Annotated in this window: 15 protein-coding genes; 5 read left to right on the forward strand and 10 right to left on the reverse strand. The window is 36.5% G+C overall.

Features of this window, described 5'->3' with window-relative positions:
• Positions 1–305: 305 nt before the first annotated feature.
• The 4 genes from ACIQLB_RS22150 to ACIQLB_RS22165 form a co-directional block, all read right to left on the reverse strand.
• The gene (locus ACIQLB_RS22150; RefSeq protein ID WP_400730743.1) at positions 306–998 is read right to left on the reverse strand and encodes an alpha/beta hydrolase; all 693 of its coding nucleotides are present in this window, start codon (positions 996–998) and stop codon (positions 306–308) included.
• A gap of 79 nt (positions 999–1,077) precedes the next feature.
• On the reverse strand, positions 1,078–2,445 hold the full coding sequence (locus tag ACIQLB_RS22155) for a UDP-N-acetylmuramoyl-tripeptide--D-alanyl-D-alanine ligase (protein ID WP_400730745.1): 1,368 nt from the start codon (positions 2,443–2,445) through the stop codon (positions 1,078–1,080).
• A gap of 11 nt (positions 2,446–2,456) precedes the next feature.
• Complete coding sequence (locus ACIQLB_RS22160; protein WP_400730747.1) at positions 2,457–3,536, reverse strand: D-alanine--D-alanine ligase; 1,080 nt, start codon at positions 3,534–3,536, stop codon at positions 2,457–2,459.
• Positions 3,537–3,854: 318 nt separating this feature from the next.
• Complete coding sequence (locus ACIQLB_RS22165) at positions 3,855–4,607, reverse strand: hypothetical protein (protein WP_400730749.1); 753 nt, start codon at positions 4,605–4,607, stop codon at positions 3,855–3,857.
• 516 nt (positions 4,608–5,123) lie between these two features.
• Between ACIQLB_RS22165 and ACIQLB_RS22170 the strand changes: the two genes are divergently transcribed.
• Positions 5,124–6,311 carry an FtsW/RodA/SpoVE family cell cycle protein gene (locus ACIQLB_RS22170; protein ID WP_400730751.1) on the forward strand — a complete coding sequence of 396 codons (1,188 nt, stop codon included), beginning with the start codon at positions 5,124–5,126 and terminating at the stop codon, positions 6,309–6,311.
• A gap of 64 nt (positions 6,312–6,375) precedes the next feature.
• Here the strand turns inward: ACIQLB_RS22170 and ACIQLB_RS22175 are convergent, their stop codons facing one another.
• Both ACIQLB_RS22175 and ACIQLB_RS22180 read right to left on the reverse strand, forming a co-directional pair.
• Positions 6,376–6,513 carry an Lmo0850 family protein gene (locus ACIQLB_RS22175; RefSeq protein ID WP_004232019.1) on the reverse strand — a complete coding sequence of 46 codons (138 nt, stop codon included), beginning with the start codon at positions 6,511–6,513 and terminating at the stop codon, positions 6,376–6,378.
• A 702-nt stretch (positions 6,514–7,215) separates the two neighbouring features.
• The gene (locus ACIQLB_RS22180; RefSeq protein ID WP_400730754.1) at positions 7,216–7,449 is read right to left on the reverse strand and encodes a hypothetical protein; all 234 of its coding nucleotides are present in this window, start codon (positions 7,447–7,449) and stop codon (positions 7,216–7,218) included.
• Between the two features lie 172 nt (positions 7,450–7,621).
• Between ACIQLB_RS22180 and ACIQLB_RS22185 the strand changes: the two genes are divergently transcribed.
• The 3 genes from ACIQLB_RS22185 (at position 7,622) to cls (ending at position 11,344) form a co-directional block, all read left to right on the forward strand.
• Positions 7,622–8,782 (forward strand): MFS transporter, encoded by a 1,161-nt coding sequence (locus ACIQLB_RS22185; protein WP_400730756.1) that lies wholly within the window; start codon positions 7,622–7,624, stop codon positions 8,780–8,782.
• 98 nt (positions 8,783–8,880) lie between these two features.
• Positions 8,881–9,672: a YwqG family protein gene (locus tag ACIQLB_RS22190; RefSeq protein WP_400730758.1), complete on the forward strand. Its 792-nt coding sequence runs from the start codon at positions 8,881–8,883 to the stop codon at positions 9,670–9,672.
• A 214-nt stretch (positions 9,673–9,886) separates the two neighbouring features.
• Positions 9,887–11,344, forward strand: a complete 1,458-nt coding sequence (gene cls / locus ACIQLB_RS22195) for a cardiolipin synthase (protein WP_400730760.1) — start codon at positions 9,887–9,889, stop codon at positions 11,342–11,344.
• 56 nt (positions 11,345–11,400) lie between these two features.
• Here the strand turns inward: cls and ACIQLB_RS22200 are convergent, their stop codons facing one another.
• From ACIQLB_RS22200 to ACIQLB_RS22215, 4 genes are all read right to left on the reverse strand, one after another.
• Positions 11,401–12,177: a M15 family metallopeptidase gene (locus ACIQLB_RS22200; protein WP_400730762.1), complete on the reverse strand. Its 777-nt coding sequence runs from the start codon at positions 12,175–12,177 to the stop codon at positions 11,401–11,403.
• Between the two features lie 333 nt (positions 12,178–12,510).
• Positions 12,511–12,759 (reverse strand): hypothetical protein, encoded by a 249-nt coding sequence (locus ACIQLB_RS22205; RefSeq protein ID WP_400730764.1) that lies wholly within the window; start codon positions 12,757–12,759, stop codon positions 12,511–12,513.
• Positions 12,760–12,814: 55 nt separating this feature from the next.
• Positions 12,815–13,576 (reverse strand): membrane protein insertase YidC, encoded by a 762-nt coding sequence (yidC, locus tag ACIQLB_RS22210; protein ID WP_400730766.1) that lies wholly within the window; start codon positions 13,574–13,576, stop codon positions 12,815–12,817.
• A 406-nt stretch (positions 13,577–13,982) separates the two neighbouring features.
• Entirely contained in the window at positions 13,983–14,777 is a 795-nt protein-coding gene (locus ACIQLB_RS22215) for a helix-turn-helix transcriptional regulator (protein ID WP_400730768.1), read from the reverse strand.
• A gap of 506 nt (positions 14,778–15,283) precedes the next feature.
• Between ACIQLB_RS22215 and ACIQLB_RS22220 the strand changes: the two genes are divergently transcribed.
• Positions 15,284–15,934, forward strand: a complete 651-nt coding sequence (locus ACIQLB_RS22220) for a LytTR family DNA-binding domain-containing protein (protein ID WP_370043833.1) — start codon at positions 15,284–15,286, stop codon at positions 15,932–15,934.
• Positions 15,935–15,963 lie beyond the last annotated feature (29 nt).

The raw sequence follows: 15,963 nt of genomic DNA on the forward strand, positions 1-15,963 counted from the left end.
TTTTCAGATGAAGTTGTCGGCAAATTCGAGCCTGTGTTTTGGAACGTTTCCGTTACTTAAAATTTTTCTCTATATGATGGTCACATAGAGCTCTCTTATATGAAAAGGAAAGCCCGGTCTTTACCGAGCGGTTTGATTCTGTCGTAATTATTCACTTTAGAATAAAACCGTTGTGTTCAAAAAAAAGTACTCTTCAATCAAATATGAAGAGTCTTCGCACAAAATGTATCCATTGCTTACACTAGTCTAACATGGGATTAAAACGTATGCAACGATAACGCATGAGTCGTAATAATCTGACTACTTCACGAACTCTTTAAAAACGACAAAACGTAAGAAAACCACTCAGAGCAATCTTCGCCATAACATATATGATGCTTGCTATTATCAGAAAAATACAAATTTTTATCACTTGCGGTTAATTGATCATATAAAAAGTGAGCAGTGTGATAGGGCACTATTCCGTCTAATTTCCCTTGTACAATATATACCGGAATTTTAATATCTTTATAATATGGCTCAACCATTCGAACAAGCTTCATGAATTCTATCGTTGACGATAGTGGCACATTATTAAACTTATGCCGGTATCGTAAATACAGCTCATTATTAGGCAGATTAAGGTGATACGCCTCAGTGGCAAGCATTTTAAAATCTTTGACCAGTTGCTTCGGACTCACATACTTGGCAGCAGCGCTTAATAATACAAGCTTTTTCACTTTATAACGCTTAGCTAAATAGAGCGCTATAATGCCACCCATTGAAAACCCAACTACCATTACTTCATCTACTTTTTTAGCAAGAGCACGAAAAGCGAGCTCGGCATCCATTAACCAATGCTTAGCGGTGAAACCACGCATTTGTAGTTCCTCCCCATGCCCTGACAAAGTAGGTTCTTCAATCAGCCAATTTGTATGCGTACGTAAATAGGTAGTAAAAGGTTCTACTTCATAAGGTCCGCCTGAAAATCCATGTATACATAACACACCTACTGACATTATTTTCACCTCAACTCATTTAAGTCAATGAATGAAAGAATCGGTGAGAGAATGTGTCCCACCGATTCCTGGTTTCATTTTATGATGTAAATGCACGTAAGATTGTTTCTAATTTCATACCACGAGAGCCTTTTAGTAAAACGATAGACTCCTCGTTAGCTTGCTGTAGTTTTGCGATAATTGGCGTGTAATCATCCTCTACATATAGCAAATGTTCCTCATCAAAACGCTCTTTTAAGACTTCATTTAAATAAGCCATTCGTGGGCCAAATAAACATACATAAGCGATTTCTTCTGCATGAATATCCTTCGATAAATCTTCATGGAAATGCTTTTCATTCGGGCCAAGTTCAAGCATATCACCTAACACAAGCCATTTTTCTGGGCAAATCGTTGTCGATGCTACAAATTGAATAGCCGCCTTCATAGAGGTCGGTGCAGCATTGTATGCATCATTAATAAACAATGCCCCATTTGATCCATTCACTTGTTGCATGCGCATATCCGTTAAAGCTACTTGTTTTAAGGATGCACGAATTTGGTCATCGTTTAAACCTAGCTTTTGAGAAATTAACATGGCGACTAATGTATTTTTCACCTGATGCTTCCCGAGAACTGAAATAAAGAAATCTCCTTCAATCACACCATGTGTAGAGAAGCTACTACCATCGGCCGTTGCTTCAATATTGTCTGCATACAATAGATTGCCCTGCTCTAAGCCAAATGCCACCGCATTTAACTGCTGCTCTTTCGCAACTAGCTCTTGAAGCAGCGGTTCATCTCCATCATAAAATAGCACTCCATCTGGTTGCATTCCTTGAATTATTTCAAACTTGGCTTTAGCAATTCCAGCACGTGAGCCTAAATCTTGCATATGAGCCTCGCCAATGTTTGTAATCACGGTCATATGTGGACGAGCAAGCTTCGTTAAAAATTCTATTTCACCAAAACCACTCATTCCCATTTCAAGTACAGCGACATCAGTATCTTCATCTAGCTGTAAAACCGTAATAGGTAAACCTAGTTCATTATTAAAATTCCCAATGGTCTTTTGTACTTTAAAAAATGGTGTTAGCGTTCCTGCTAAAATATCTTTCGTCGATGTTTTACCGTTTGAACCAGTAATGCCAATAAATTTTGCTTTATGCTCACTGCGATAGGCACGAGCCATTTGCTGAAGCGCTAATTCTGGATTATCTACAAAGAGTAATGGTACACCTTGTGGTGGATTTGGTTCATCTTTCTGCCAAAGAGAAGCACCTGCCCCTTTTTCAAAGGCCTGCAGAACAAATTTATGTCCATTGGCCGTTTCACCACGAAATGGTACAAACAGGTCCCCTTGTTGAATTGTACGTGTATCAATGGAAATTCCTGATACGACCGTATCACCAAAAGCTGGCACATCTTCATTTAACCATGTAGCTAACTGCTTTAATGTTTTTTTCACAATAATCCCACTCAGTCTTTTTTATAGTGAAGCTGTTGTTTTTCTTCAAAACGCTCAATTGCTAGTGTAATCAGACGATTAATCAGCTCTGGGTAGCTTACGTTTGTATGCTGCCAAAGAAGAGGATACATACTAACAGGTGTAAAACCTGGCATTGTATTCACTTCGTTAATATAAATGCTGTTATCGGCCGTCACAAAAAAATCCGCACGAACTAAACCGCTTCCATCAATGGCTTTGAACGCACGCTTTGCTAGCTCCTGTAAGCTTGATACTGTATCTTCAGAAAGCTCTGCTGGAATAATAAGGGCCGTTGAGCCATCTTTATATTTAGAGTCATAATCATAAAATTCAGTTACTGGTTTAATTTCACCAGGTACAGAAACTTCCGGGAAGTCATTTCCTAGCACAGCTAGTTCAATTTCACGAGCGACAATACCTTGCTCAATGACAATTTTACGATCATACTGTAAGGCTATTTCGATAGCCTTCACTAATTCATCACGATTTGTTGCCTTGCTAATTCCGACACTTGATCCCAAGTTTGCAGGTTTCACAAACATCGGCCAATCCAACTTATCTTCACAACGAGCAAGGATTGCCTCCTGCTCACTAGCCCACTCGCCACGAATGAAGTACGTATACGGCACTTGTGGTAAGCCGGCAATTTCAAATAATTGCTTCATGATTACTTTATCCATGCCAGTTGCTGATGCTAACACACCATTTCCTACATACGGCAAATTTAGAACCTCAAGTAAACCTTGAACGGTTCCATCTTCACCATTAGTACCATGAAGTAATGGGAAAATTACATCAAATTGGACAGATTTTCCATCTTTATCAATTAAAAAATCTGTAATATTATTTTCTAAAATTGTGGCATCATTACCAAATTGTAATTCTTCAATTGTACTTGCAGGTTTTTTTAGACGCTCACCACGGCGCCATTCCCCTTCAAGCGTGATGAAAATCGGATATACTTCATACTCCTCGAAATTCAAAGCTCCAGTGACTGCACGTGCTGTCGACAATGACACCTCATGCTCTGCTGACTTTCCACCGTATAATAAACCGATTCTTTTTTTCATTTTTGTGCCCTCCACATACTTCTTGAGTACTATTAGTTTATCATGAAATGTCTTGATAAATGACATCAATTTCGCCTTGGCGTAATTGCGTCCGGATTTTGAATTGTGCCTGCACAATTCAAAATCCGTGACATCCGCCAGAGGCTTTAGGCCAACACGACGTTGGTCACTCAGGCGTTTTCACAGGACGTGAAGTTCTTAGCCTGAGTTCCTCTATTTCAGTAGGTGTTTGGACACCTGCTGAATGAAGATAAAAATCTCACCGTGATTTTGACGGTGAGATTTGAGTGTATATTCATTCTACGTACAAATGAACGGTTAAATAATATAAATCAATTCATCGTGCTCATTTTTCAAAATTGTATTTAAATCATCCCATACCTCATCAGGGAAGGAGTATTCTGACAGATTGCGAATTTCGATACCGTAGGCTACTTTAGGTTTTTCAATTCGATACAATGATAACAGTGCTCCGTCTTTAGTAAAAGAACGATAGGCACGCAAAAATTCAGGTGAAATAGAAGGAATACTCGATTTCACCTTCCGCCGCCAAAAACCAGTGCTACGTTCCTTTTCTCGAATCAAACTGTTCAAAACATTCGCAATGAGTAAATCAGAATCACTTAAATGTCGAAAATAAATTTTAGTCATTTTCTCTAAGTCTGAAGAATAGTAGACAAATCGATTTTGCAATTTATTAAAAAATGGTGAAGTAATCGGTTCCTTTTTATGACTTATGTAAAGCAATTCTCCTTGTTCCATCGGTGTTAGTTGGTCTAGCCTCTTCTCATCCATAAAGTCTATCCAACACAATTCTTTGGATTCAGTAGCTTTCTTTACAAACTGAGGTACTTCCTCTTCTGGTATATAATCAAACTGTGTATGCATATTAAAGGAACCATCTTCATAGGAATGTTTCAATAACAGTAAGTGATGCAGTGGTTCAAGTGCAGCCACAAATTGCGAGAATTTAAGCCCGCTAAAAATAACAAATTTATCGACATCATTCATATGAACATAAATATGATACATAAAATCTTCTGCTGACTTCAATTTTTTAGCCACAACCATCACCCCATTCTTCACTACATTATAAAACTAAACATGCATTTTTTGAAACATTTTATGCTAATAATCGTCATAACAATATTCACAGGCGTAAAAGTGTTTTTTACGGTATAATATGAATGTTAAAGATGCTATTGTATGTATGTTTTTAACCACTCTGAATGAACAAATTTTAAAAAATATAATTCTATTCATTTTTTACAAATATCTGCGAGGATTCTAAGCCAAAAGCAAGCATCGAGCTTCATCGTTAACACACTTATTTCGGCATCAATATTTACCTCTTGACCTAAGGTGAATACTCCTTATCAATTATGCCTTGGCATAATTGCGTCCGGAGGCTTTAACTTCTTTCGAGGGTGTTTGAAAAGTAGCTTAAATCCGCATTCATCTCACCACCGAAAAAAGTGGGGGACTTTTGTTGAAAGAAGTTAAATATATTTGGTAGCATATTGAATTGGAATTAATTTGAATCAAATTTACTCATGAAGAGATACTATATTAATTTAGGTGGCTTGTATGGAAAATAAACGAAATTTCGCGAATCGTTTTGACTGGACGCTCGCTTTTATACTTTTAACCTTCCTAGTCATAAGTTTGTTAGCCATTGCCTCGGCGCAAACATCAGGTCAGTATGGCATTAACTATGTTCCTAAACAATTGCAATGGTACGTCATTTGCGCAGTAATTATTGGAATAGTTATGTTTTTTGAACCTGACCAATATAAAAAAATGTCTTGGTATATGTACGGTGCAGGAATTTTCTTATTAGTACTGCTTATCTTCATGCCAGAAGGAACAGGACAAATCGGTGAGCGTATTAATGGTGCAAAAAGTTGGTATAAGACACCTTTAGGAAATATTCAGCCCTCTGAGTTTATGAAAACCTTTTACATTTTAGCACTTGCTCGACTAATTAGTAAGCACAACGAAGTTTATTCTTTTAGGTCAGTAAAAACAGACTTCATATTGCTATGTAAAATCGCAGCTACACTGCTACTACCTTTAGCTCTTATTATGAAGCAGCCTGACCTTGGTTCAGCATTGGTATTCTTTGCCATTACAGCTGCTGTTGTCATTGTAGCAGGTATTTCGTGGAAAATTATTTTACCAACTTTTATAGGTGGCGCTATAGCAGGTGGTTCTCTTTTATGGATGGCACTCTTTATGCAGGGTTTTTTAGAGAAAGCATTCGGCTTTAAACCCTATCAGTTTGCTCGAATCTATTCTTGGTTAGATCCATATTCATATTCTTCTAGTGATGGATACCATTTAATTACTTCCTTAAATGCCATTGGTTCAGGTGAAATTTTCGGTAAAGGTTTCCGCGGTCGCGAAGTTTACGTTGCCGAAAATCATACCGATTTTATTTTTACGGTTATCGGAGAAGAATGGGGTTTTATTGGTGCTAGTATAGTTATTTGTATTTTCTTTTTATTAATCTATCATTTAACAAAAACTACACTATTATTGAAAGATCCATTCTCAACATATGTATGTGCTGGTATTATTGCAATGATTACATTCCACGTACTTGAAAATATCGGTATGACTATTCAGCTTTTACCTATTACCGGTATTCCCCTACCGTTTATCAGTTACGGGGGAAGTTCATTGATGGGGAACTCGCTAGCCCTCGGTCTTGTTTTCAGTATGCGTTTCCACTATCGTACGTACATGTTTACTACTCACGATGATGATGATTAATTATGGATATAAAAAATGGGTAGTCTCAATTACAGAGACTACCCATTTTCATTTGTAAAACGAGTTAAGCTTGAACTTGCGGAGTTTGCGTTGGTGGTGTGAGCACTTTTAAAAGTTCAAGTCGAGACTTTGTTACAGTGGCTGTTACACCCAACTTAGATAAATTCGAAACGATCTTTTTCAAATCTACTTCTTTTGTCATACATTCCACCTCAATCTTTCCTCGAATTTATATAACGTTTTATTTCCAAAAAAGTTTCATTTTTGCAAGTGTATGATGTCTGACGAATTAATCTCTTTCTATCATACCATTTAACTCTGCATTAAAATTTTTCATTTTTGTTACAATGTAAATTTTTCCTTAACACACTATTTACCATCTCATCATCAAAGCGTGGGGTTGATTTCCGTTCCGACTGGGCGCTTTCCTAGGGGCGTCGGGGCGACAGGATGTCGGTCACGAAGGCGTTATCACAGGACGTGATGCTTTTAGCCTTCGTTCCTCTATCGCTAATCCCCAAGGAGTCACCCAGTCTCCACTCCAATCAACTATAACGTGTTAATAAATGGAATTCTTATAAACTCATTTACCACTAAATAGCAAAAATTAAACATAAAAAGTTAAAATACCGATATACCCTCTAGTAGTATACCCCAGAGATAATTTAATACACTATGCGACAATCGATACAAAAATTAAAAATGGAATGAGTCCATTTAGTTACTTTAAAATCTTCATTAATTTTAAGTATTAATATAATCCCATTGTTAACAGTCTGCCGTTTTTCTATACATTGTTTTAGCCTTGTTTTCTCAATTGAGTTGGCCCCATGAAGTCGCCCAGTCTTCGCTCTGATCACTTTTATACATGGCATGCACTTTAACAAATGTCATCCCCTACTTATCAATTACGCATCGGCATAATTGCGTCCGGAATCGGCTTTGTGCTTTGGCCAGCAGATGTTTTTTGCGCGAAAGCGAAGCGGCAGCAGCAGATGTTTTTTGCGCGAAAGCGAAGCGGCAGCAGCAGATGTTTTTTGCGCGAAAGCGAAGCGGCAGCAGCAGATGTTTTTTTTGCGAAAGCGCAGTGCTGACGTAGCGGCAGCAACAACATGAGGGCCGACACGATGTCGGTCATTTCGGTAATGCCTCAGGACGTGGCGTTCTTAGACTGAGTTCCTCTATTTCAGCGGATGTTTGGACACCCGCTGAAAGAAGTTAAATTGTTTTGTCTTCCGTTTTCTTGTAATAACAATAACAAGAGAGGTAGAATATACATACTAAAATACTGTAAGAAAGCAGGGTACTGTATGAAAAAGGCAATTTTATTATTAATGTCTGTTCAATTCCTCGTCTACCTTGGATTTGGAATTATTATACCTGTCTTACCCGAGGTAGTAGTTCAGCAAAATTGGGATAATATACACGTAGGTGGCTTACTTACAGTGTACTCGCTTGCAAGTTTTTTCACTGCACCACTTTGGGGTATGCTATCCGATAAGGTAGGACGTAAGCAACTTATATTAATGGGCCTAGTTGGTTTTAGCTTAAGCTTTGTTATTTTCTCATTATTTATTGATAATTTAGCAATGTTATACATCTCACGTGTTGTGGGTGGTTTATTCTCGGGCGCACTATATACAGCTGTAACAGGCTTTGTAGGAGATATGTCGAGCGAGGAGGATCGCAATAAATATATGGGTCTCATGGGCATGTCCATCGGGCTCGGTTTTATTTTTGGTCCAGCAATTGGTGGTATGCTCGGGCATTATAGCCTGCAAATGCCATTTATCGCTTCAGCAACACTAATTGCACTATTATTTATTTATGCAAGTTTCGTTTTAAAAGAACCTACAAAACGAAAAGATACAAATAAACGTGCAATTGTACCAAAGGGTGCTACCAAAATGTTGCAGTACCGTGTGCGTTATTTATTTATGTTCTCATTTTTAGTGACTTTTATGCTGGCAGGAGTAGAAGCCACGTTCCAGCTGTTTCAAATTGATCGAATTCAAATTACACCATTACAAATTGGTTATTTGTTTATGTTTAGTGGCTTTGTAGATGCAGCTATTCAAGGCGGTGTTGTTAGACGTATTAAAAATGGAAGCGAGACAACTTGGCTAATAGGTGCACAAATTGTCACTGCTATGGGTATGCTTTCATTCACTTTAACAACCAACTTATTTATGGCAGGTTTTGCCCTTTGTGTTTTCACAGCAGGAAATGCACTAGCAAGAACATGTGTCGTATCTCTTTCATCTAAAGAATCTGGTGGTCAATACGGGACTGCAGCGGGTCTTTCCTATTCAATGGATAACCTAGGACGCATTCTAGGTCCACTATTCTTCACTTGGCTATTTACATTACAATCTAGTTTAGGCTATTATACTTCAGCAGCAATAGCCGTCGTTTCAATAAGTTTAATATTTATTTTTAAAGCATCAAATAAATCTTTACGACTTGAATAATTTGTTGATAAAAGGCCGTAACTTAATAGGTATTCGAAGTATACAGAACACATCAAGGAATATTAGACTCCTTAAAGCGGAATATCGGAGGGCTCTGCATGAACAAAACAACAAATCTTTTACTTCCCAAAGAGCTAGAATCGTTTCGTTTTGAAATTGAAGATACACTACTTTCAGCAATGATTATCACACCATATAAACGTTCAACTACGTTTACGGAAAGTAAATTTGCTGGGGAACCTTATTTACCCTATTACCAAACGTATCCGAAAGATATTACAGGTGAGCCTATGCGGCTATTAGCTCAAATTAACTTTGCAGAAATGCCACCACTAAAGGATTTCCCATCTCAGGGTATTCTTCAATTTTTTATTTCATCTAATATTTTCGTGAATGCTGATCATTATCACGAGGATATTTTCCAGCAATTCTATAAAATACGTTTTTATCCTACTGTAGATTTTAAAGCGACTGTCCCTAAACAAGAGTTTTTAGCACAAAAAGCAGATGATCGGTTCCCTATTGATCAGGAGTTAGCATTACAATATCAACCGATCCAAGAACCTGTTTCTGCTTTAGATTATCGGGCGGTACACTATTTACCAACATTAATTCCTTCATCAGAAGATGTTGATTTACGGGAGATTTATCTACAACACTTCTTAGGGGCTGGAGCTAAAATTGGTGGTTATGCCTATTTTTTAGAGGAGGATATCCGTCACGAATCGCAGCTCCTTAAACGATATGATGTATTGTTACTCCAAATAGACTCTAATGATGAAATCGGTATTATGTGGGCAGATAGCGGCGTTGGGAAATTTTTTATTAACCGAGAAAAGCTTCTTCAAAGGGATTTTTCCGATATTTTATTTCAATGGGAGCATTACTAATCATTGATCTTTATTCAGGCAAATGTATTCTGTAGCGAAAGCGAAGCGGCAGCTTACAACCATTACGACAAGGCGAAATTGATTTTGGATTACCTCGTTCTAGTTTCAGAGGTAATCCTTTTCCATGCTTACTAACAATTTCTTATCTTCTTTCCACATATAAAGTAAGCTATACTAGATATATTGCGAAAATATAGTAAAGGCAGGTGTAGGAATGAGTATTTTTACAGACTTTGGATATCTAGTATCTTTAATTATGTTTGTCAATATTTTAGCAGCCATGGTCATAATTTTTTTAGAGCGTAAAGATGCCACTTCTACATGGGCATGGATTCTCGTACTATTTTTCATTCCATTAGGTGGGTTTATTTTATACTTGCTATTCGGACGACAATTACGGAGAAAGCATTTATTCCGTTGGGAAGGACGCAAGGATATTGGTATCGATAACCTTATTAGTTATCAGACAGAAGCGATCCGAGATGATACGTTCGAGTTTCGTATAGAAAATGCGGAAAATTATAAAGAGATGATTTATATGCATCTTAAAACAAATAATGCAGTATTAACGCAGGACAACCACCTTGATATTTTTGATGATGGGGCAGATAAATTTGAGCAACTTCTAAAAGATATTGAGGCAGCAAAAGATCATATTCACATTCAATATTATATTTTCCGTCTAGATGACTTAGGTACACGCATTGTTACTAAACTTATAAAAAAAGCACAGCAAGGGGTTAAGGTAAGAATCTTATATGATGAAATGGGCTCACGCAACGTTAAAAAACGCCATTTCAAGGAATTGCTTAATGCAGGCGGTGAAATTGAAGTATTTTTCCCATCCACTTTGCCACTTATAAACCCTCGTTTAAATTTTAGAAATCACCGAAAAATCGTTGTGATTGATGGCCGTATTGGTTATATCGGTGGCTTTAATGTCGGAGATGAGTACCTAGGTCTACAAAAGAAGTTTGGCTATTGGAGAGATACACATTTACGTATTGAAGGTAGTGCCGTACATCCATTACAAACACGTTTTTTACTTGATTGGAATCAAGCTTGCGCACAACAGAAAATGGGTTATTCGGACCGTTACTTCCCTGCTATTCCGAAAAAAGGCGATGTAGGCTTACAAATCGTGTCTAGCGGACCTGACTCTGAATGGGAACAAATTAAAATCGGTTATTTAAAGCTTATTAATATGGCGAAGAAATATATATATATCCAAACGCCGTATTTCATACCTGATGTTAGTTTTTTAGATGCTATTAAAATTGCGACGCTTTCAGGCATTGATGTAAGAATCATGATTCCAAATAAGCCTGATCATATGTTTGTTTATTGGGCTACATACTCATACGTAGGACAATTATTGCGTGCAGGAGCAAAAGTTTATATTTATGAGAAGGGCTTTATTCATGCTAAAGCAATTATTATTGACGATGAAGCATCTACAGTCGGAACAGCAAACCTCGACGTACGAAGTTTCAGTTTAAATTTTGAAGTAAATGCCTTCATCTATGACTCAACGATTTCACATCAGCTTGCTGAGTTGTTTGAAAAGGATATTTTTGATTGTACTGAATTAACCTGGGAAATGTACAAAAATCGTTCTACACTGATTAAATTTAAAGAATCCATTTCACGCTTATTAACACCTATCTTGTAGAATGTAGAAAAGGAAGAGAGCTAGTTCATTAATTATGAACAACTCTCTTCCCTTTTTTATTTCACACCTAAATATTCTTCTAGCGTACTATTTTGTTTTTTAATGTCTTTTGCTATGTCTACACCAACATAACGGTAATGCCATGACTCATACATATAACCTGTGATGTCTTCTTTATTTTGGGGGAATCGTAAAATAAAGCCGTAGTCTTGAGCATGTGTAAATAACCATTGTCCTGCTGGTGTTTCACCGAATTCTTCAGTTAGCCATAAATTATCTTTGCCGCGCTCCCCTATATCAAAGGCCAAACCTGTTTGATGCTCTGAATAACCTGGTCGAGCACTATAGCGATCAGCCGCAGCTTGTCCATCACGTTTAGCATAGTTATTATATAATGTTGTTTGATAGTCAAAAGATCGATAGCCACTAAAGGCTACTAAATCGAAACCTTGTTGTTTTGCTGCAGCAAACATTTTGTTTAGTGCTTGACGTGCCTCAGGATTTTCTTCAGGCGCGAAGGTAGATGGTAGCGGATATATTTTATTCGCTAATAAAATACCCTTAATATATGTCGGCTCAGTTGGTAATGTTTGATTTGGTACATAGCCATTTTCATCTGTCTTCTGCTCTGGCTTCACAGGATTATCTGCTGTTTTTTTCGGTTCTTCTTTTGCGGGTGAATCTTTTTTAGTTGGTTCTGCTGTTTGTTGTTCTTCTTCATCTGATGCATTACTTACCTGTTTATTTTTATAGTTATAAACTACGAAAATAGAGACTATAAGCGCCACTGAGATTACAGCACCAAGGATGAATGGTAAACGTTTCTTTTTCACTATTTTTTACCCCTTTTAAAGTTATCCAGTACTACATGGTAAGTATCCTCTTCAAAGAAATCAATTATGCCTCAGTATAATTGCGTCCGGAATCGGCTTTGTGCTTAGGCCTGCACGATGTCAGTCATTTCGGTAATGCCACAGGACGTGGCGTTTTTAGACTGAGTTCCTCTATTTCAGCGGTTGTCCAAACACCCGCTGAAAGAAGTTAAATCTCTTGTCGAGAGAATAGTCCTTCAGTAAGTACCGACACTAGTTTTTACTATATTGGTATAGTCTCATTTTAGCACTGTTCACAATTTAGGGTGTAGATTTTCACCAATGATTTTAAAATTAGTTTGTGAGAATAATAATAAACACTACTATAGAAGCAATCGAGAAAAAGATTGCCATGTACTTCATCCATTTTGCCTCTTTTATATAACCTTGCTCTTTAAAACTTTTTGCCCTAAAACCATTCGATACGGCAAACATAATCGTCATTGCCAATACCGCAAAATTAAAATTACCCATGATAATAAATACGATAGCCGCAATACTAAAAATCGCGACTAGAATAGATGATAACCACTTTATGTTCATCTTGCTGTCCTCCTAAAAAAATCGAGGCTACATAGGCGCCTCGACATAAATTATTTTATGAGTTTATTTTTTCCGGATGCTCCGAATAAAATTTTCGACCGACATATGTTTGAATAATCAACAATGCACCGCTGACTGACCAGTAAAGTGGTAGGGCTGCCATAGATGACATCGAGATAAAGACAATCATAATTGGTGAAATGTAAATAAACATTTTCATTTGTGCTTTTTGTTGCTCTGGTACTGTCCATAATGATACACGTGCTTGAACTAAATATACAAGACCTGCGACAATTGTCATAATGATATCAGGTGAGCCTAAGCTAAACCATAAAAATTCATGTGCTTTCACATCTGTAGAATATAAAATGGAGAAATAAAGACCCATGATAATTGGCATTTGAATTAACATTGGTAAACAGCCCATGTTGAGTGGATTAATACCATGTTTTTGATATAATGCCATCATTTCTTGTTGATACTGCGTTTGTTCTTCTTTTGTCTTTGCTTCCTTCATCTTTTTCTGAACAGCTTCCATTTCAGGCTTAAACGCATCCATTTTCATTTTCATCTTTTGTTGCGAACGATAATTTTTTAACATTATCGGCATTAAAATTAAACGAATAAGAACCGTAATAGCAATGATTGCTAAACCATAGCTACCTGAAAACATAGTTTTACCGAAAAATTCCAATAAAAATTCCATTGGTTTTACAAAGATACTATAGAAAAAACCTTCTTTGTTTTGCACCGCTTGACAGCCACTAAGAACAAAAACGACGAGTCCAAGCATTGAAAATAGCTTCAAATTTTTCATTTTTCCACCTACTATATATTTATCAACTAAAATGAAGTATACATTAAAGGGTCTATTTTTATCAAATAGCAAGTGCTACTAATTCCACTGTTTTTGATATCAAAAAAAAGATGCGAGCTTTAGCATCGCTAATACGTTCGCATCTATTTATTAATCATATTGTGAATAACTACTAAGTATACTTCTGGCTATCAATTATGCCTCGGCATAATTGCGTCCAGAATCTACTTTGTGCTTACGCCTGCAGATATTTATTACGCGAAAGCGAAGCGTCAGCAACAACATGAGGGCCGACACGATGTCTGTCGTTTTGGGAATGCCACAGGACGTGGCGTTTTCACAGGATGGGAAGTTCTTAGCCTGAGTTCCTCTATTTCAGCGGATGTTTGACACCCGCTGAAATAAGTTAAACGTTTTGAAGCTCTGATTCCGTCATTTCAAAACGATAAAATTCATGATGTAGCTCGTCTCGGAAATGTTTGGGCGTTACCCCTGTATATTTTTTAAAGATGCGGGTAAAATAGCTTTGGTTACAGAAATGGAATTGATCTGAAATAGAAGTAATACTTTTATTAGTGTGTCTAAGATAGTACTGTGACTCTTCTACTCGACGTACATTTAGATATTCAACTAGTGTAATACCAACATGTTCTCTAAAAATACGTGATAAGTGACTTGTACTAATATGGAAGTTATTTGCGATACTTTCTACTGTTAAGTCATTTTCCAATTCATCATTTATATACATAATTACTTTATTAACGGTCTGGTGACGGAAAGTCGGTTGCTTACGATCTGCGATAAAATAGACAAAGAAATCAATTAAATCATCCGCAAACTGTAAAAATTCTGCGTCTTTCATCTGATTTTCAATCATATCATTACACGCAATGTTAAAAGCAAATGCTTTCTTCGAAGGAACTTGATTGTCTAGCAATTTACGAGCAACAATTGACGACAAAACAGAAAAATAACTTCGAACAATTTTAATGACTTGTTTGCCAAAACGTATTGAAAGAATATCAATTAATTCGTGCAAAGATTTCTTAGCCTTTGCAGATTCTAAATGGTAAATTTCAAATATTAATTTCGACTCAATATTAAAAAATTCTTCTACACCGATGTATTGGTTAATACTATCGATTTCCTGAAAGTATCTTTTGGATATCGTTTCTGACATAGAATGTTGATGTAGTTGCATAATCTTCCCCATCTTTCCTCAGATTGCACAAATTGCTTTCACAATTTTTGACATCAATCTACTTATTTCAAAATAAGAAAATAGTATTCCCTTATTAATTGTATGAATTGAGTCATATTTCATAATTATATAATGAATATAACTTAAAAATAACCCAACTAAACCACCAGTTACAAAAAAAAATAGACTATACAGTGAATTTTACCATATTCTGCGATTTCCTTTCAACCACATTTTGTCTTCCATACTAGTTCCAATTTATCATATATACATAGTAGAAACCTCGTAACTTATTTACTTACAATTAGATTTTACCATATACATACCAAAATCAATTAGTAATTATTTAAAATTTGTTACAAATTATGTAATGGGTTTTGCGCATTTATATTTCATCAATCGACATTTCTCTTTTTTATTCCGAAATCTTCTCTATATAATTTATACGAATATGTAGTAAAATAGATGATAATACTATTTTTAAAAGTTTAGACGAGGTGTTAATAGTGGAACCAAGACAAATAGAAGAAATTATGGAAATTATTAAGGAGTTCTTTCCCGAGAATACTTCCATTGCAATTTCCGATACAAACGAATACTTGTACTACCAACCGAGCAAAAAAGTTGATTTAAAAATCAAACCTGGCGACCCAATTAAAGAAGGGTCTGCAGCTCACAAAGCGTTAAACTACGGACAAAAGATTAGCTCTTACATTGAGCCTGATGTATTTGGCGTAGCATATTACGGCATGAGCATTCCTTTAATGGAAGAAGGTGAAACTAAGGGTGCTATCACTGCGATCTTCCCACAAAAGCCGTCAGCATTTTTAACGAACTACATTACAATCAAAATTGATGATTGCTGGTACCCAATCAAGCATGATCAGGTCATTTATCTTGAAACACAGCTACGAAAAACATTTGTTAAAACAATGAGTCGTGAAGGATATCACCGCTTAAACCTAAGTGATCTTGAGCTATTTTTAGCGCCTGACTCATTTATACGTTGTCACCGCTCTTATATCGTTAACATTGACTACATTGATGAAATTCAACCAGATTCACATTCAACGTTTTTATTAATCATGAAAGACGGTACTCGTATTCCTGTTAGCCAACGCTACGCAAGTTACTTCCGTCGATCTTTAGGTTTCTAATTTTGATAAGTACAGCGAGCATTTTTTAT

The organism is Lysinibacillus sp. NPDC092081 (assembly GCF_044755845.1).
In the GTDB taxonomy this organism is placed as follows: Bacteria; Bacillota; Bacilli; order Bacillales_A; family Planococcaceae; genus Lysinibacillus.